General features: G+C 61.7%; 17 protein-coding genes and 2 pseudogenes. 7 read left to right on the top strand and 12 right to left on the bottom strand.

Annotated features, from left to right (window positions below; translation table 11 throughout):
* Window positions 1-36 precede the first annotated feature (36 nt).
* Window positions 37-1434, bottom strand: a complete 1398-nt coding sequence (locus tag FJW06_RS17275; protein ID WP_140753429.1) for a YadA C-terminal domain-containing protein — start codon at window positions 1432-1434, stop codon at window positions 37-39.
* 373 nt (window positions 1435-1807) lie between these two features.
* Window positions 1808-3022, bottom strand: coding sequence for a helix-turn-helix domain-containing protein (locus FJW06_RS17270; RefSeq protein WP_140753428.1), 1215 nt, complete (start codon window positions 3020-3022; stop codon window positions 1808-1810).
* A gap of 379 nt (window positions 3023-3401) precedes the next feature.
* Between FJW06_RS17270 and FJW06_RS17265 the strand changes: the two are divergent.
* Window positions 3402-3815: pseudogene (locus FJW06_RS17265) on the top strand (amylo-alpha-1,6-glucosidase); the annotation flags it as partial.
* Between the two features lie 201 nt (window positions 3816-4016).
* Window positions 4017-4313: a DUF982 domain-containing protein gene (locus FJW06_RS17260; protein WP_140753427.1), complete on the top strand. Its 297-nt coding sequence runs from the start codon at window positions 4017-4019 to the stop codon at window positions 4311-4313.
* A 176-nt stretch (window positions 4314-4489) separates the two neighbouring features.
* On the opposite strand, the gene FJW06_RS17255 is transcribed toward FJW06_RS17260, so the two are convergent.
* A complete protein-coding gene (locus tag FJW06_RS17255; RefSeq protein WP_140753426.1) occupies window positions 4490-4681 on the bottom strand; it encodes a DUF6494 family protein in 192 nt (63 codons plus the stop codon).
* A gap of 354 nt (window positions 4682-5035) precedes the next feature.
* The gene (locus FJW06_RS17250) at window positions 5036-5656 is read right to left on the bottom strand and encodes a hypothetical protein (protein ID WP_140753425.1); all 621 of its coding nucleotides are present in this window, start codon (window positions 5654-5656) and stop codon (window positions 5036-5038) included.
* Window positions 5657-5837: 181 nt separating this feature from the next.
* Here FJW06_RS17250 and FJW06_RS17245 point away from each other — a divergent pair, with 181 nt between their 5' ends.
* The 3 genes from FJW06_RS17245 (at window position 5838) to xth (ending at window position 7639) form a co-directional block, all read left to right on the top strand.
* Window positions 5838-6401: a DUF1003 domain-containing protein gene (locus FJW06_RS17245; protein ID WP_140753424.1), complete on the top strand. Its 564-nt coding sequence runs from the start codon at window positions 5838-5840 to the stop codon at window positions 6399-6401.
* A 69-nt stretch (window positions 6402-6470) separates the two neighbouring features.
* On the top strand, window positions 6471-6836 hold the full coding sequence (locus FJW06_RS17240; RefSeq protein ID WP_140753423.1) for a VOC family protein: 366 nt from the start codon (window positions 6471-6473) through the stop codon (window positions 6834-6836).
* 29 nt (window positions 6837-6865) lie between these two features.
* Window positions 6866-7639 (top strand): exodeoxyribonuclease III, encoded by a 774-nt coding sequence (gene xth, locus FJW06_RS17235; protein WP_140753422.1) that lies wholly within the window; start codon window positions 6866-6868, stop codon window positions 7637-7639.
* Here xth and FJW06_RS17230 read toward each other — a convergent pair.
* Window positions 7628-8059: a plasmid partitioning protein RepB C-terminal domain-containing protein gene (locus FJW06_RS17230; protein ID WP_246674658.1), complete on the bottom strand. Its 432-nt coding sequence runs from the start codon at window positions 8057-8059 to the stop codon at window positions 7628-7630. The genes xth and FJW06_RS17230 overlap by 12 nt on opposite strands.
* A 14-nt stretch (window positions 8060-8073) precedes the next feature.
* Between FJW06_RS17230 and FJW06_RS17225 the strand changes: the two are divergent.
* Window positions 8074-8265 (top strand): annotated as a pseudogene (locus tag FJW06_RS17225) (hypothetical protein); the annotation flags it as partial.
* A 74-nt stretch (window positions 8266-8339) separates the two neighbouring features.
* Here FJW06_RS17225 and FJW06_RS17220 read toward each other — a convergent pair.
* Window positions 8340-9350: an SDR family oxidoreductase gene (locus FJW06_RS17220; protein WP_140753456.1), complete on the bottom strand. Its 1011-nt coding sequence runs from the start codon at window positions 9348-9350 to the stop codon at window positions 8340-8342.
* A gap of 151 nt (window positions 9351-9501) precedes the next feature.
* Here FJW06_RS17220 and FJW06_RS17215 point away from each other — a divergent pair, with 151 nt between their 5' ends.
* Window positions 9502-9735 carry a hypothetical protein gene (locus tag FJW06_RS17215; protein WP_348644053.1) on the top strand — a complete coding sequence of 78 codons (234 nt, stop codon included), beginning with the start codon at window positions 9502-9504 and terminating at the stop codon, window positions 9733-9735.
* A 136-nt stretch (window positions 9736-9871) separates the two neighbouring features.
* Here the strand turns inward: FJW06_RS17215 and FJW06_RS17210 are convergent, their stop codons facing one another.
* The 6 genes from FJW06_RS17210 to FJW06_RS17185 are packed head-to-tail and all read right to left on the bottom strand — an operon-like array spanning window position 9872 to window position 16501.
* Entirely contained in the window at window positions 9872-11116 is a 1245-nt protein-coding gene (locus FJW06_RS17210; RefSeq protein WP_140753420.1) for a succinylglutamate desuccinylase/aspartoacylase family protein, read from the bottom strand.
* Window positions 11022-12050, bottom strand: a complete 1029-nt coding sequence (locus FJW06_RS17205; protein ID WP_140753419.1) for an ABC transporter ATP-binding protein — start codon at window positions 12048-12050, stop codon at window positions 11022-11024. Before FJW06_RS17205 ends, FJW06_RS17210 begins: the two co-directional genes overlap by 95 nt.
* Window positions 12047-13063, bottom strand: a complete 1017-nt coding sequence (locus tag FJW06_RS17200) for an ABC transporter ATP-binding protein (protein ID WP_140753418.1) — start codon at window positions 13061-13063, stop codon at window positions 12047-12049. The genes FJW06_RS17205 and FJW06_RS17200 overlap by 4 nt, the downstream gene beginning before the upstream one ends.
* Window positions 13060-13953 (bottom strand): ABC transporter permease, encoded by an 894-nt coding sequence (locus FJW06_RS17195; RefSeq protein ID WP_140753417.1) that lies wholly within the window; start codon window positions 13951-13953, stop codon window positions 13060-13062. The genes FJW06_RS17200 and FJW06_RS17195 overlap by 4 nt, the downstream gene beginning before the upstream one ends.
* A gap of 1 nt (window position 13954) precedes the next feature.
* The gene (locus tag FJW06_RS17190) at window positions 13955-14893 is read right to left on the bottom strand and encodes an ABC transporter permease (protein ID WP_140753416.1); all 939 of its coding nucleotides are present in this window, start codon (window positions 14891-14893) and stop codon (window positions 13955-13957) included.
* A gap of 18 nt (window positions 14894-14911) precedes the next feature.
* Window positions 14912-16501: an ABC transporter substrate-binding protein gene (locus FJW06_RS17185; RefSeq protein WP_140753415.1), complete on the bottom strand. Its 1590-nt coding sequence runs from the start codon at window positions 16499-16501 to the stop codon at window positions 14912-14914.
* Window positions 16502-16534: the final 33 nt, after the last annotated feature.

The following is a 16534-nucleotide window of genomic DNA, read 5'->3' as shown; positions in this document are numbered from 1 at the left end:
GGCAGGCGGTTGCATATCGGCATCAGCCGCCACGGGTCACCAGGCGTAGGTCAGGCCCGCGCGGCCACCCACTGTGCCGGAGGAGCCGAGGCCGATGCCGCCATGGATCATGAAGCTCTCGCTGATACGCGCCTGCGCGGTGCCCGCAAAGGCGTTCTTTCCCTCGAAGCCGCCCCAATTGATGGAGACGGCATAGTTCTTGTCCACAGGCATCGCCGGCGCGGCCATCGCCATGGCCATGGCCGCGCCCTCGAAGGCCTGGTCAATGCGCCCATCCAGCCTGGCGAACCCTTCCCCAAGGCTGGCTTCCAGACCGGTCACCCGGTTGTCGAGGCTGGCGATGTCCTGCGTGTTCGTCGTCACCCGGCTGTCGAGGTCGGTGATCTGGAGCGTGTGAGTGTCGAGCGTCGCTTGGTGCGCCGCCAGCATGGTGTCGTGGCCATCGAGACGCCCGTCCTGCTCGACATTCTTGGCTTCGACGCCGCCGAGCCGACCATCTTGCTCCGTGTCTTTCGCCACGCCGACACTTGCCAGGCTGTCGACGTAGTCCTTCGTGGCCGCATCCGTTCCGGCCGTCGGCGTGCCGACATTCTGGATGCGGTTGCCGTTCATATTGACGGTGGCGCCGGAGGCCGCGCTCAGGCTGCCGCCAAAGGTGCCTTGGTTGATCGTCGCCTGGTCGGCCTGGATCAGCCCATTGACTTGCACATTGGCATTGAACGTCGCTTTCGCGCCGAAAGTAGCCTCACCCGTGTTTGCGTCCAAATTAATCTGGCTTCCAGTGGGGCCAACTTGGATAAACGGCGCGGGCATGAACGAGACGTCAGAACCCGAGCAATCATCGTTCATCGTGGTGCCGATATATCCGGCAAAGCTGCACACCGTGTTCTCAGGGTCGCCAGCGTCCCCGCCGAAGGAGACCTGTGCCGAAACTGGCGCCGTCCAGAAAAAGGACATGAAAAGAAATAGGACCAAGAACGGCGTGCCGCCGCCACGGCCTGCATGACACCCAAAGAGATTCCAAGTCGAATCCATGATCCCCTCGAACGACAAGCCGCCGCGTTTTCGGGCGGAGCGGCCCTTTGCCCGCTCCGATCGGAGATCGTCGGTCCCACGACCAAGAACAGAATCCACATCTCTTTGTCCCGGAGCTGCGGCACGTCTCACATCCTCCACTCGGAGGAGATACGACGAATTTGATAGCGCTTGCGCGCCCTGCCCGGGGCCGTCGGTCGACATGCAAATGAACTCGGCCAGCGCCTCGCGAGGCGCTGGCGCGGCCATGCCGGCGGGAAACCCCGCCGCCAGGGACAGGCCCGGCGGCGCGCCGGGAAGCCGCCGCTCCCGCGCGCCGGCTTCCCCTGCGGTGCCTGCCCACGCCTCGATCGAACGGAACCTGTGCGCCATCGTCACCCCCATTGCTGAATCGCCCATCTGCGCTCTCGAAAGTGTCGGGAGGAAACAGAAGCGCGCCTCGCCGGATGCGGCCGGTCTTTGCGCGATGTATTGGATTGCATCCGTCCAGCCCCTCGGTTCATTGGCCGGTCCGCACGCAGCGGAACGGAAACGGCTAAGGCTCCGGCAAGGGAGCGCAGCGGCGTTCGAGAGAAACGTTGGGGGAGGACGGGCCGTCTGAACAGGCCGGATGACGCGGTGCTTTCAAATAGGAAAATTCAGGAAAGCAAGCCGGAAAATTCAGGAACGAATTCTATCGGGAACTCTCTGGAGTCTGCCCGGCAGCGGACCCACCAGTGAGGAGGGAGCCGATTCGCCTGCGGAGGTCGGAAACATCGGAAGGAGGCCCGCGCTATTTCAAATCTTTGAGCCATTGCGCCCAAGGCGACAGCCTGCCATTGGCGTCCGTGGAAAGCACCGTTCCCTTGAGGGCCTGCGCACGCGTTTCCCGCGGCGAGGTCCCGAATTGTTTGCGATAGGCGAGGGAAAAACTGCGATAATGGTTAAACCCATGCGCTTGGGCGATGTCCTCGATCGACTGCCCGCTTCTCGCCGAGCGCCTCAATCTCGCATGAGCCAGCGACAGACGCTTACGCCTTATGTAGGCAGCGACGCCGCCGGAGAATTCAAACAGATGGCCGAGATTGCGCCTCGTCATGCCGAATTGGCGGGCAATTGACTCGGGGCTCAAGCCGCTGTCGAGAATACATGCATCGATATAGCGGCATATCCGCTCGGTCATCGCCATGCGGACGCTGCCGAGTTGCTCGTCTCTTATCGTGCCATTGAGGGCGGCCGCAGTCAGGTGCACGGTGGCGGGTATGGCCGCCCTGGCCTGTTCCAGCGACATGTTGGGCAGATGCCCTAGCAGGTTTGACAGGTGGTCCTTCAGGAGCGTCGCCAGGGGATCGGCCGACCGCAGCAGATGCAGATGATGCTCGTCCGGCACGTGAAGATGGGGCGCCAGCTGATGGCGCGGCAAGACGAGGGTAAGCAATTCATTGTCTCCCCCGTGCATGTAGAGCGGTTGCGCCATATCACAGACGAGGATATCGCCGGGACCAACCGGCACTCCGCCGCCGTGCGGAGCGCTCCAGCCCCCACGAAAAACCAGCAGATGAAAGCTGTCCATGCCATCGCGCCCGATGCACGCGCGGGATCGGCTCCAATCCTGAGCCGGCCCTTGGAACGTGCCGAGGAGCGCGCTTTCGAGGTGCCAGAAATCCACGCGCGCGTTGAAGGCTTTTGGAATTTCCCTGGGCGTCCGCAAGTCGTATTGCGACCCTATATGGTCCTGCCAAAAGGCGAAGGCTTGCGTGCCAGGCATGCCCCGCGTATCGAGCACAGAATGCGGCACCGGTGCATTTGAGGGCTCCATCAGAGGTTCACCCGGGATACGTCCACATATGACATTGGCGGCTCGACGCCGCTGGACCATAGAGGGAAATGTGGCCCGCAGCAACGCGGCGGGCCGCAGTCCGCGCTGCACCTGTTCGACCGCCAAGGGCAGCGTCCAGTCGTGGAATGGCGCACGGTTGCGCAGCGCGTCCGGCTTGCGGCCCAGCACCAGAACATTGTCCCCGCGCAACCGCAAGCCGCAGAGCGCACCGGGCGAGATTTGACAGCTGACAGCGTCCCGTGGCTGCTATGAAGCAGCGGCTATCGAGGCGCCAAACGTCCGTAAGAGAACGGAGCTCAATGTTATGAGCCGTAGCCGATCATCGACGGCGGGCGCATGTCGGGCAGTCGTCCACGCATCCGCAGCCCGACGATCGAGGCGCCCGTGACAGTTCGCACTCCAATATCGCTCCCGGATTCGCGGGTGAGATAGAGCCGCCTACTTGTCACGAAAGGTGCTGACACACTCCGAGAACGCGACCGGCCTGTCAGACCGCGAGCAGAGACCTTCTGGGATCGCCGGCGGAGAAACAGCCGGTTATCGGCCCTGTGCCGCCGGGCTAGCCCGCTAGCAGGAGCGCACCAGCGTCGTGAAGCTTATGAGCGGCATGTTCGAGGCGCGGTCCGGTTCAATATGCGGCTTCCGGAGCTGCTCTGCGGCCTTACGCGGGCAATCGGGGATGCGCCGATTGCCTATTCCGTCGCCTGTCTGCCGCAGGCATGGTTGGCTGGTTCTGCGTTTATGATGCTGCAGGCCTGCCTGGGGATCCGCATCGATGGTTGGAAGCGAGATCAATGTCGAACGGCCACGGTTGCCGATAAGCATCGACAACATCGTCATCCAGCACTTAGCCGTGGGCGAGGCGAAGCTCGACCTCAGTTTCCAGCGCGTCGACGACCGTATCGTCTGCTATCTCGGCAAACAGCACGAGGGCCTTGTGCCGCTGGTCGTTCGCTCTTAGCAACCGGGACAGCAGGGCCTGACATCGATGCTCGCGGTGGCATTCAGGTGCTGCTGGTGAGGTCGCGCGGGCTCCTCTTGAATCGAAAAGAGCTACTTCCAATCTCTTCTCTTGGTCTCCAGCGGGGCGTGCAGGTGTTCGAATATTACCAGCGCATCTGCGGAAACGACCAAAGGGGTCAGTTGTTGAAGGGAGGTCACTATGGACGGCGATGCTTTCAAGCAGCCGGTTTTCGTAGGGGAGAATGGCTACGTCCAAAAGATCGACTGCGTGATGGATGCCATTGAGTTTTTGGAAGAATGGCCTGTGGAGAGACGTGGCCTGCTCCATGCGGCGGCCTGCGAAGCGTGCTACGCGGCTTATGACGGTCGCAAACCAGTCGAGGCCGCGCACAAGGCCTTTACGATTTGGGCCAGCAAGGTTGGCGTGATTGAGGACGTACCCACAGCACCGCCGTGGATGACTGGGCCAAAGATCAGCAACGCAGACCTCTTGTGAAGGGCGCGGAAGGACCCCTTCATCAGGCCCAGCTTGCGACCAAACGTGCCGGAGCGAAACGCCGCGTCAGGGGCGTATGTGGGACCTCGGCCGCCCCTCTTCCATCCAATATAACCGGGGGTTGGACGCCGCGCCGCTGCAAACGCTGTCGGTTCGGCCGGACGACTTCGCCACTCTCACGGAAGTTCGATCTCGCCGTCCACCACGTGGTTGAGGACGGTGCCTTCCGCCGTCAGAGTCATGCGGACCTTCAACTTCTTGCCGCCGATTTGCCGTTCGCGCACCGTCTCCTCTATCTTACGCTGGGAGGTGACGCCGACTTCCTTCAGAAACTTGCGAATCGACATGTTGAAGGCATCTTCGCTCATGGCGGAACTCCTCTGTGTCCGATAGCGATTTTAAGGGAAGGCAAAGCATCAAGGAAGCAGGATGGTGACGTGTGTCCCCCTAGGGCTAAATCCCGAGCCCGAAGGAGCGTCGGGTTCGGCGATTGGAAGGTATGGAACCGACCGAAGTCTAAAACGCTCGGGATGGGTTATTCAATGAATCCACTGGATTCGACGTGAGCAAGATCTCGCCGCTTAACTCGAATTAGTCTTCTCGACGAAGGGATAGTCCGCTGCTGCAACAGCGGCCGGTGACACGCTCTTCAGTCTACGCCATCGCACTTCGGTAGCCGCAATGCATGTTGCGAATAGCCCATCATCGCCACCCGCAACGAGTCAGCGCAAAAGCCCGTCCATATCGAAATCTTCCCAGCCTCTGAGGCCCGCCTCGTCATGGGTATGACTTGCGGCTCCGCTGCTCTTTTTCTGCGCGCGCTTCAATGCCGCCTTTGCGGCAGCGCGTCGCCGGTTCTCGGCGCGGGTGGCGGCGTCTTCCTCGCGCCAAACGCTGACCAGGTCGCGGTCAAGCACATCCTCTATGTGGCGCGGATCAAAAACATGGAAGGTGATCTTCCGAGCGCGACCGCGAAGCTTCACCGTTCTGGTCCCCGCGCTCTGCAGCCGACCGGCCTTCAGCCAGCGGTGCCGCTCGCCAGACGAGATCGTCAGGATGTCCTCGACTTCGCGGGGGATGACCGGAAGGTCTTCGATGTCGATCATGGTCTTGGATACGATGGCCGCTGCCGCTTGTACATCGGCATCGACGCCCTCCGGCAGGCGCAAGGTGAGCACTCGGGATTCGATGTGAAGCAGCTTTCTCAAGGATGCAGGAAGGCGGGCGCGTATCTCGAGGAAAATGCCCCTCGCCCGCATGGACGATCCCAGAGTCGCCGCCGGCGATAGCGGCCACTCAGCCATTAATTTGGCGGTCGGTTCGGTTTTTCGGCGCCCGGGCATATCCTATAAATAGGCCGGGCTGGGCCAAGCACAACGCCGGTGCAAGAGACAACCCGGTGTGACGCGGCCGCGATCTCAGACAGGAGCATTCTGCCAAGATTTGCCATCTGAGAACCCTCAATGGAGCGAATTGCCGATCGGCGAGTTAGGCTGGCTAGCCGGAAGAGACTGGATTGGACGGATGGCAGCATCGAAAAGCAACGGTCACTTCACGCCAACCAAGCCGGCGCCGGAAGGCCTTGCCCCTGCCCTGGCGAGAAACATTGAGGCGCTGATCGAGAGGCGGAAACGAGAAGCTACGGCCGCATCGCTGGAGGAGCGCGCGGCCGCAGCGATAAGCGGCTTCGCCGGAAGCATGGTCTTCGTCTACTTGCATATTGTCTTCTTCGGGATCTGGATCGTCCTCAATCTCGGCATCCTGAGCTTTATCAGACCCTGGGACCCGTCACTGGTCATCTTGGCTATGTTCGCCTCGGTCGAGGCCATCTTTCTCTCGACCTTCGTGCTGATCAATCAGAACCGAATGACTGCGGAGGACAATTCCAGGGCAGACCTCGATCTGCAGGTCAGTCTGCTTAACGAGCACGAAACCACCAAGCTTATCAAGCTGGTGGAGGAGATTGCCAAGCGTCTGAACATAGATACCGATGCGGATCACGAGCTCAAGGAACTCAAGCGCGATGTGGCGCCGGAGGCGGTTCTGGACAAGATTGAAGAGGTGGATGACCGTCAGACGCTCAAGTGACAACTCGCCAATAGAAGCGGCAATTGAAACTGAAGCGCTACCAGGTTGGGTCAATCAGAGGATCGGAGCATGTTCGACCACATCGGCTTCAACGTCGGGAATTTAGAAAAATCGCTCGCCTTTTACAAAGCAGTGCTCGCCCCTCTCGATCTTGGCGTGCTCGAATCTGGAGAGGGCTGGGCAATGTTGGGTGGCCACGCCGGTCGTCTCTGGATAGGGGCATTCGGTCCCCCTCCTGCACCTATCCACATAGCGTTCCGAGCCGGCTCCCGCGCTATGGTGCACTCGTTCTACAAGGCAGGCCTCGCCGCCGGAGGTCGCGACAATGGCGCGCCTGGCATTCGCGCCCAATACGCACCGGATTATTATGCAGCTTTTGTGCTCGACCCGGACGGCCACAATGTCGAAGCCGTAGCCTTCGCCGCAGATGCCTGAAGCAGTGCACTCCACGTAAGGAAAACATTGTGACGCGGATCGCGACGTTCAACGTCAACGGTGTCAACGGCCGGCTGCCGGTGCTCCTGAAGTGGCTGGCCGAGACTGACTATGACGTGGTCTGCCTTCAGGAACTGAAAACGTCCGACGAGAAATTTCCCGTCGAAGCAATACGGGACGCGGGGTTTGGCGCGATCTGGCATGGCCAGAAATCCTACAACGGGGTGGCGGTGTTGGCGCGAGGGAGGGATCCGGTCGAGCGTCGCCGTGGCTTGCCTGGCGATCCCGACGACACGCACAGCCGATATCTGGAGGCTGAGATCGACGGACTGATCGTGGGTTGCATCTACCTCCCGAACGGCAACCCGGCGCCAGGCCCCAAATTCGATTACAAGCTGCGCTGGTTCGAGCGTCTCGTCAGCTACAGCCAATCGCTCCTTGGCGAGCGCACCGTGCTTTGTGGTGACTACAACGTCGTCCCCACCGAGATAGATGCCGTAGTACCTCGCCGCTGGTTGGGTGACGCCGTCTTCTTCCCGGAAAGCAGGAACGCCTACGCTCGCATGCTGGATCTGGGTTGGGTGGATGCGATGCGTCGGATCCATCCAGGCAAGGGCATCTATACCTACTGGAACTTCTCCTATCGCGGCGGCTACGATCGAAGCTCCGGCCTGCGCATGGACCATTTGCTTGTAAGTCCCTCCCTCGCCGAGGTCATTGTGGCCGCCGGTGTCGATGTCGAGACCCGTGGGTGGGAAAAGCCGAGTGATCACGCACCCGCCTGGATCGACTTAGGCCGGTAGAGCAGCCTGCCCGGATACCACGGCCAGATTGTGAAAGTCTTCAAAGCGCCCAAGGAAATTGCGTGCCAGATACCGCACCACCCTGGAATTATCCATCAGCCGGTCAAAATAGCGGCGGGCGGCCACGAGTTCCAGGTTCGCTGGTCCGCGCCGGCCGAGCGCAGTCAAAAATGCGCGGGTAAGGTTTGCCAAATCACACTCCATTTCTGCCCTCCGATCTTCGGAAAGGCTCGCGAGCTCAGGTTGCGGACGGATATCTTCAACCAGGAGCGAACGTTGCGTGAGAGCGGCGGGCATCTTCACGTAGTTGAGACTGACCGGCCCTCTGGCAATCATCAAGCGCGCAATCTCTATTTGCCGGACCGGAAGCACTGCTCGCAGCGATGCGAAAAGCGCTGCCGGCCCCGTGCAATCCCTCAGCAGACTGAGGACCTCTGGGTAAATCTCGCGGGGGGAATCGTAAGAGCACGGTGATTGGTACCGCCAGCGGCGCTCTTCTCGGCGCTGTCATTGGCTCCGCCACCACCCCGACGGAGCGACGCGGCCAGCTCTGCCGCTATCAGGACCGCTACGGGCGCATCTACACCGCACCCTGCGACGACCGGTATTACAACGGCAACTATTGAGACTCTCTGGGTCCGCTGAGAACTCTCAAGCGGAAGAAGGCGGCGCCGAGATCGGCGCTGCCCGCACCGTTTTCTCACGGTTGTCCTTGGCCACCGCCGGATCCGTATATATTCCCGGTTGCGAAGCTTGCATCGTCGGCCGCCAACTGGACGTAGATGGAAGCCAATTCGGCGGGCTGGCCGGGCCGCTCCAGCACGGTGGTGCTGCCGAATTTCTTGTACTTCTCCTCAGACGCGCCGCCGCTTATCTGGAGCGGTGTCCAGATCGGCCCAGGCGCCACACCGTTGACGCGGATGCCCTTCGGTCCGAGCTGCTTTGCCAGCGACTTGACGTAATTCATCGTCGCGGCTTTCGTCTGCGCATAGTCGTAGAGCTCGGGCGAAGGATCGTAGGCCTGTTCCGACGTCGTGCCGATTATACAGGAACCTGGCTTCAGGTGTGGCAGCGCCGTCTTGATGATCCAGAACGGCGCGTAGATGTTGGTTTTCATCGTGGCATCGAATTCCTCGCTCGTGATGTCGAGAATGGAAGGCTTCGCCTGCTGTCTGCCGGCATTACAAACGACGATGTCGAGGCCCTCGAGCTGCTGCACGGCATCCGCCACAAGTCTCTGGCAAAAGCGTTCGTCACGCAGATCGCCTGGAAGCGCCACGCCGGTTCTGCCGGCACCGCGTATAAGCTGGATCACCTCGCTCGCGTCGGGCTCTTCCGACGGGTAGTAATTGATCGCGACGTCCGCCCCCTCGCGCGCATAGGCTATAGCAGCAGCCCGCCCCATGCCGGAATCTCCGCCTGTGATTAGAGCCTTGCGTCCCGAAAGCCGCCCTGATCCTTTGTAGCTCACCTCCCCGTGGTCCGGCTTCGGTTTCATGTCACGCGCCAGACCGGGCCAGGGCTGGGTCTGCGCTTCGAAAGGCGGCTTCGGATATTTCGAGCGGGGATCTCGCATGGCTGGTCCGTCCTCTATTGGCTTGGTGCTTGTCTGCTGCGCGCTGGCCGACCCCGCGACTCCGGCCGCTATTCCGACTCCCGCCGCAGCCATAACTTGCCTTCGGGACAATGTTTGCGGGTGATCTCTCGACATTGGGCATCTCCTGGGAGTGAAGCGCCCGAACCTGGCCGAGTTGATTAGGTTCCCTGCTTTCGGTCTCGATGACGGCAAAAAGCAGCGGCCATGTCATTTTTTCTCCACGAGCTTGGAAAAGCTGGGCGGCGGATTTATTGAGGAGGTCTGATTGACCAACAGCCTACGCGCCCTCAATGCCCGCGGTAAGCAAGCAATCAAGCGGGTGATCGGCTACGACAGCCGCAACTGGCTGCGTATCCGCCAGATCGAAGCCTTCGCCACCTTCCTCGAAGCGGCCAACCGCAAGTCACGCGACGTGATCGAGATTTCGCCAGGCTGGAACCGCTACTGGCGGGCGCTGTATCCAGACTACCGCTCGGTCGCCGCGCATCTCGGGAAATGATCTGCTTGCCCGAACAATCGCAGCTTGGCGACGAGCGGAAGTGAACACTGGGTCTGCATCAGCCGATATGTGGTCATCCTGCTCAACTTGACAGGCTTGGAGCCGCCTTGGCCGGAAATCGGACCAGACATATGGTTCAATCCTCAAGCAAATAGCCGCTCCTGTGCGCCAGGGCTGCCGAGCCCGCGATCTTGGCGATGACCTGATTGGCGGCAACGAGTTTCTTCAGGCGCCGCGTTATCACTGTGCCTTTGGCGCGGGAGCGAACCGTCACTCGTGCTTCGTTGCCGACCACGCCAGGCCGGACGATGTCGGCGATCGGCTGGCCGCTTTCGACCTCGTCCCCGAGTTCCACGCGGTAGACGATCACGCCGAAATCGGGCGTGCGCACGATATCGCATGCATCGAAGCCGGTGATGTCGCAAAGTGGCGCGGGCACGGGAGAAGCCAGCCCGGCAAGATAGCCCCGCCGGCGCAGCGAATTCACGAGCCCCGCCGCATCGCTGCAGGCCAGCCGATCATCGATGTCGACAAAACCGCGAAGTTCGACAGTTGCCGAAAGACAGCCGATCGGGATCTGTTTCTCAGGAAAGGCAGCTGCGAGATGGAGCCATGGTTCGGCACTCGCTTCGGCAAAGGTGGAGCCGCCGGAAGCCGGCTGCGAAAAGACAGCCCGGCAGCCAATTTCGGCTGCGACATCGGACAACTCGCCAGCGATCTCCGGCCGCGCAAACATATGCATCAGCCCCTCGTCATCGCAGTGGAGATCGAGCACAAGGTCCGAGTCGAAGGCCTCGCGCGCCAGCGCCAGGTACAGCGCGTCGATCTTGGTGCTGGACGTGATCTCACCAAGAACATCGCTGATCGCCCGCCGGATCAGTGACCGGTTAGCCTCAGGATCGTTTCCGAGTTGGGCGCCTATGCGTTGCTCCAGCGCTTTCCCCAGCGCCGGCCAGCCGCGATTGAAATTCCGGCCGCTGGCCAGCTCGAAACGGCCGAGATGGTCACCATTGACGAATTGGGCAAGACCCAGCGGATTGGCGTAGGGTACGATGACGATTTGGCCCGTGATCTCGCCGCGCGCATCCGCGGCGTCCAGGAACTCGATGAGATGGTGCGCCACCAGCAGGCCCGGCGCCTCGTCGGCATGGACGGCCGCCTGGATATGGGCCTTGGGTCTTGCCGCGGCCGGCCCATAGCGCAGCATACGGACGCTGCTCTGACTGCCCGGCGCACTGTGGGCGAGTGGTATGTCGAGGATTTGGCAGGGCATTGTGTCGTCCGTTTCAAACAGTGGGGCTGACCAGCGACCGCTCGGCCCGTTGCCATCTGCCCTCGAGCGGGAAGTGGCATTTGAAGCTGTGCGCAGGGTCGCTCCCACTTTGCGACGGCTCGGGAAAGACCTTTGCGCACATTTCGCGGGCGTAGCGGCAGCGTGTGTGGAATTCGCAGCCGGAGGGACGTTTCAAGAGGCTGGGCACTTCGCCTTTGATCTCGATCCTATCGATCACGGCGTCGGGATCCGGCTCCGGATTGGCTGACAGCAGCGCTTCCGTATAGGGATGGCGCGGCTGGCGGAAGATATGCTCCGTCGGACCCACTTCCACGAAACGGCCCAGATACATGATCGCCATGCGGTCGGTGATGTGACGCACGACGTTGAGGTTGTGCGTGATGATCAGGATGGCGATGCCGAGTTGATCCTGCAGGCGGGCCAAAAGGTTCAGGACTTCGCCCTGAACTGAGACATCGAGGCCGGCTGTGGGCTCATCGGCCACGATCAGATTTGGATCCAGCGCCAGCGCCCGTGCCACACCCACGCGCCTTGCCTGGCCGCCGGAGAGTTGGTGCGGATAGCGGCGGCCGAAATCGGCCGGCAGACCGACCAGCCCGAGAAGGCGATCCGCTTCGGTGGCAGCGTCGCGGTCCTTCATGCCGTGAATATGGAAGGGCTCCATCAGCAGCGAGCGAACCGTGAGGCGCGGCGAGAGCGATCCGATCGGGTCTTGGAACATCATTGCCATGCGGCGCAGGTAGAGCTTGCGTTCGGCTGGACTGAGCCCGGTGATCTCTTGCCCTTCGAAAGCGATGCTGCCGCTCGTCGGTGGCCGAAGTCCCATGATCGCGCGCGCGACGGTCGACTTGCCTGAGCCGCTTTCACCGACCAGTCCCAGCGTTTCGCCCTTGCGCAGCTCGAAGGATACGCCGCAGACCGCATCGATGAATGGCTGGCGAACGCCCGTTGCCAGCGCCTTCAGCGGCCCCATGGTCCGGAAGCGGACGCGAAGGTCCCTGACGGAAAGCAGCGGGCTCATGCGGGAACCCCCGACGTGGGAGCCAACAGATGACAACGAGCCCCTTGGGCCGCACCGACCGAATATTCGGCAGGCCGCTCGTCGGCGCAGGGCGCAAACGCGTAACCGCAGCGCTGGCGAAAGATGCAACCGCGCTGACTGCCGACAAGGCCGGGCACCTCGCCTGGGATGGTCGGCAGCAGTCTGGTCTTCTGCCGGATCCGCCCGGGATCGCATTCGAGCAGCGCACGCGTGTAGGGATGGGCGGGGTTGCGGAAAATGTCGCGCACGGGCCCATGTTCGATGACTTCGCCCGCATACATCACCGCAACCTGGTCGCAGAGTTCGGCCACTGTTCCCAGATGGTGCGAGACAAAGAGGATCGAGCAGCCGATCTCCTTCTGAAGATCCTTGAGCAGGTGGATAATCTGCACTTCAAGCGTTGCGTCGAGGGCTGTCGTCGGTTCGTCGGCGATGAGCAGCGCCGGCCTCACCAGAAGCGCCATGGCAATGCAGATACGCTGTCGCATGCCGCCCGAGAATTCGTGGGGGTAACCGCCAATCCGGCTTTGCGGATCGGGTATGCCGACACGCGCAAGCATCGCCACCGCGCGGTCTCGCTTTTCGCGCCGGCTGCCCGGCTGGTGGTGCTGGGCATCGATCATCTGACGCTCGATCGTCCGCACCGGATTGAGCCCGGTCATCGGGTCCTGGAAGATCATGGAAAGCCGATTGCCGAGCAGGTCGCGCCGCGCCGCCGGCGCCATCCGCAGAAGATCGCGTCCCTCGAAAAGGATTTCGCCGCCTGTCACTTCGGCGTTCTCGGCGAGCAGTCCCATCAGGGTATAGGCGAGCGTCGATTTGCCCGAGCCGCTTTCGCCGACAATGCCGACGACCTCGCCGGCAGAAACATCGAGCGAGACGCCGCGCAAAGCGTGCACCCTGCCGCGCGGTGAGCCGAAGTCTAGGTCAAGACCACGAACCCGCAGCAGCGGCGCGCCGGACGAGTGCTGGTTGATCACGCCGGGCATCATAGGTCTTTCCGCAGCTTAGGGTCGAAGATGTCGCGCAGCGCTTCACCAAGGAAGGTGAAGCCCAGCGTCGTCACCACAATCGGGATGCCGCCGGCAATGACCAGCCAGGCCGTCTTGTGAATATAGCCGTAGCCGTCGCTCAGGATGGCGCCCCAGTCGGGGGTGGGCGGCCGCACGCCCATGCCGAGGAAGCTCAGGCCCGCCTCGAGCGTGATGACGAGCGGCACGTCCATGCTGACGAGGATGAGCAGAGGTCCAATGACATTCGGCAACACATGCACGGCAAGGATACGCAGGGTGCTTGCCCCCATGCAGCGCTCGGCCTCGACAAACTCGCTGTTGCGGAGCGCATGCGCCTGGGTGCGCACGACACGAGCGTAGATCGGGACCGAGGTCACCGCGACGACGAAGATAACGCTGGTAAGACTGGGGCCAAGCAGCGCCACGATGGCGAGCGCGAAGATGATGACCGGGAAAGAACGAACTGTGTCGAAGACGAGGAGCAGGAAGCTGTCCAGCCAGCGCGGCCCGAACCCTGCGATCAGACCAAGCAGCAGACCGACGGTGAGCGAACTGCCGAGCGATGCGAAAGCAACGAGCAGCGCTATCCTGCCGCCCATGATGACGCGGGAAAAGGTATCGCGACCAAGCTGGTCGGTTCCCATCAGGAAATCGAGGGAAGGCGGAGCAAGGCGCGGCCCCACCATGATGCGCGTCGGATCATGCGTTATGATAAGCGGGGCCAACAGGGCGGTGGCAACCATCGCCACGACCAGGATCGCCCCCAGAATGCCGAGTGGGTCTTTGCCCAACTGACGCAGGAAAGAGGCAAGACGGCCCGTGTCGTGCCTGTCCTGCGCGGCTGTCCGAATAGCCTCGACGTCCTCCATGCTAAAGCTTCTCCCTGATGCGAGGGTCGAGCGCGGCATTGATCAGATCGGCGAGCGTCGTCGAGATGACGAACAGGAAGGTCGTGACCAGCACGGTCCCCATGACGATCGGATAGTTGCGCGAATCGACGGCCTTCACGGTCAGCGCTCCGATGCCGGGCCGTGCAAAGACCACCTCGACGAACACCGCGGCCGAAAGAAGATGCGCCATGCCGACGCCCAGGATCGTCACTGTGGGCAGGATTGCGAGCGGCAACGCATAGCGCGCCACGATGCGCTTTTCGGAGAGGCCGAAGGAGCGCGCCATGCGAATGTGGTTTTCGCCGAGGATCTCCAGCATGGAGGCGCGCACGAGACGCGAAACATAGCCGACCCAGCCGATGCCGACGACCAAGGCTGGAAGGACGAGATGGACGAGTCGGTCCGAGAAGCCGTTGCCCACCCCGATGGCCGGCAGCCAGCCAAGACCGACCGAGAAGATCAAAAGCGCGTAGATCGCCATGACGAAGGAAGGAATGGCGATGGTGCCGACGGCCATGATGCCGATGAGCTTGTCGATTACCGAATTTCGCCGTACCGCGGAATAGCATCCCAGCGGCACCGCAACGATCACTGCCCAGGCGATCGAGACCAGGATCAGCTCGATGGTGTAGGGCAACTGCTCGAAGACGATGTCGGCAACAGGCCGCTGGGTGAAGACGTCAAATCCAAGGTCGCCATGCAGGAGCCCGGCAAAGAAGCCGGCAATCTGGATGAGCAGGGGCCGGTCAAGCCCCATCTGCTGGTGAAGCTGCGCCTTCATCTCAGGTGTGGCCCGCGGACCGAGCAGAACTGCGGCCGGATCTCCGGGAACGGCGTGGATCATGAAAAACAGGAGCATGACGGCGGCCACGATGATCGCAACCGCCAGCACGACGCGCCTGAGCAGATAAAGCCACATGCTCCCGCCGCTCCCTGATCAGGCCGAGACCGGCTTGAAGTTCAGATAGAGCGGCCGTCCGTCGGGACGGACCGCGGCGTCGACCTTCGTGGTCCGGTACATGACCGGAGAGCCTTCATGCGTCAGAAAGCGGTAGGCGCCCGACTCCTCCAGCAGATCCTGCATCTCGGTATAGAGCTTTGTGCGCTCGGCAGGATCATCAATGGTGACGGCTTTCGCATTCAGCTCGTCGAAGCGCTCGCTGCGGAAACGCTCCCAATTCCAGACCCCGACCTGATCGCGCACGAAGAAGCATGTTGCGTAGTACGGATCCGGCACCATCGAGAAGCGCTGGACAATGAGCTGCATGTCCTTCCAGCGACTGCCCTCCGATTCCATGCCGATGGTCCAGAAGGAACCGGAGTCCTGCACGTTGACCTGCAGCGTGATGCCGATCTGGGCAAGCTGCGCCTGAACGACCTCCGCGATCGTTGAGAAGGTGTTCTCGTTGAGGCAATCGATCGTGAGCGTGAGGTCGCTGACTCCTGCCTTGGCCAGGAACTCCTTGGCTTTTTCGATATCACCTTCGGGTGGGACAAGCGCCTTTTCGCGATGGCCAACAAGGCCGGGCGCGACCATACCCGTGGCGACCTCTGCCTGTCCGGAATAGGCCGCATCCAGTATCTGTGGAACGTTGATCGCCCACTGGATTGCTTTGCGGACATTGATGTCCTTGAGGTTGGGATGCTCAGTGTTCATGCCGATGTAAACATAATAAAGTGAGGGCTTCTCCTCGACTTTGGTGTTCTCCGGCGGGCTCTTCTTGAACGTCGCAAGCGAATCCAGGCTGAAATCAGTGAAGTCGATATCACCCGACTGATAGGCGCGCTCGGCGGTCTTGACGTCGCCGATCGGCAGAATGCGGATCTCGTCGAAGCCAGGCTTAGGGCCCGACCATTCCGGATTGCGGGCGAGCTGCACATACTGGTTCGGCTTCCAGTCCGCCAGCACATAGGGCCCGGAGAAGGCGGGCGGCTTCATGCCGAAGTCGCCGCCATCCTTGGTCGCCTGCATGACCGCCTTTTCAGAGACGATGTGTCCGCAACCATAAGGCAGGGTGATGTTCCACAGCGGCACGAAGGGCGTCTTCAGCACGATCACGCCCGTATAGTCGTCCTCCAGTTCGACGTGGTCGAGCGGGCCCCAGTCGCCCTTGACAGGCGAGTTGTGCTTGATGACGCGCTCGAAGGAGAACTTGACATCCTTTGCGGTCAGCTCGCCATGATTGCCGGTAAAGGCGAGGCCCTTCTTAAGGCGGAAGCGAATATGGGTGGGATCGACCTGCTCGACCGTCTCCGCCGCCTCCAGTTCCCAACCCCATTCGGAGCCTGGCTTGTAGCGCGTGAGCTTCGAATAGATGCAGTTCATCACGTCGACATTGTAGGCATTCTGGTAGAAGCCGGGATCGAGCTTGTCGATGTCGGAATAGGAGCGCGCCTTGAGCACCTTGCCTTCCGCGGCCCAGATGGCCTGCGAGAGCGGCATGCCGGCGGCGATGATGGCTCCGCCCAGCGTTGCGCCGGCCTTGAGGAATGTCCTGCGGTCGAGATTGCTTCGAATGCGGTTCATTGATTCATTTTCCCCTTGATGCGCGAGTTTGTT

It is taken from the genome of Mesorhizobium sp. B4-1-3 (assembly GCF_006439355.1).
Classification (GTDB): domain Bacteria; phylum Pseudomonadota; class Alphaproteobacteria; order Rhizobiales; family Rhizobiaceae; genus Mesorhizobium.
This window is presented reverse-complemented; position numbering and strand designations above follow the sequence as displayed.

What these genes read in the sequence shown, in the direction of transcription:
- FJW06_RS17250 (WP_140753425.1), bottom strand. Translation starts at nt 5,656, where the DNA reads ATGCCCGGGCGCCGAAAAACCGAACCGACCGCCAAATTAATGGCTGAG.
- FJW06_RS17220 (WP_140753456.1), bottom strand. Translation starts at nt 9,350, where the DNA reads ATGTCGAGAGATCACCCGCAAACATTGTCCCGAAGGCAAGTTATGGCT.
- FJW06_RS17200 (WP_140753418.1), bottom strand. Translation starts at nt 13,063, where the DNA reads ATGATGCCCGGCGTGATCAACCAGCACTCGTCCGGCGCGCCGCTGCTG.
- FJW06_RS17275 (WP_140753429.1), bottom strand. Translation starts at nt 1,434, where the DNA reads ATGGGCGATTCAGCAATGGGGGTGACGATGGCGCACAGGTTCCGTTCG.
- FJW06_RS17255 (WP_140753426.1), bottom strand. Translation starts at nt 4,681, where the DNA reads ATGAGCGAAGATGCCTTCAACATGTCGATTCGCAAGTTTCTGAAGGAA.
- FJW06_RS17245 (WP_140753424.1), top strand. Translation starts at nt 5,838, where the DNA reads ATGGCAGCATCGAAAAGCAACGGTCACTTCACGCCAACCAAGCCGGCG.
- FJW06_RS17195 (WP_140753417.1), bottom strand. Translation starts at nt 13,953, where the DNA reads ATGGAGGACGTCGAGGCTATTCGGACAGCCGCGCAGGACAGGCACGAC.
- FJW06_RS17190 (WP_140753416.1), bottom strand. Translation starts at nt 14,893, where the DNA reads ATGTGGCTTTATCTGCTCAGGCGCGTCGTGCTGGCGGTTGCGATCATC.
- FJW06_RS17260 (WP_140753427.1), top strand. Translation starts at nt 4,017, where the DNA reads ATGGACGGCGATGCTTTCAAGCAGCCGGTTTTCGTAGGGGAGAATGGC.
- FJW06_RS17205 (WP_140753419.1), bottom strand. Translation starts at nt 12,050, where the DNA reads ATGAGCCCGCTGCTTTCCGTCAGGGACCTTCGCGTCCGCTTCCGGACC.
- FJW06_RS17185 (WP_140753415.1), bottom strand. Translation starts at nt 16,501, where the DNA reads ATGAACCGCATTCGAAGCAATCTCGACCGCAGGACATTCCTCAAGGCC.
- FJW06_RS17240 (WP_140753423.1), top strand. Translation starts at nt 6,471, where the DNA reads ATGTTCGACCACATCGGCTTCAACGTCGGGAATTTAGAAAAATCGCTC.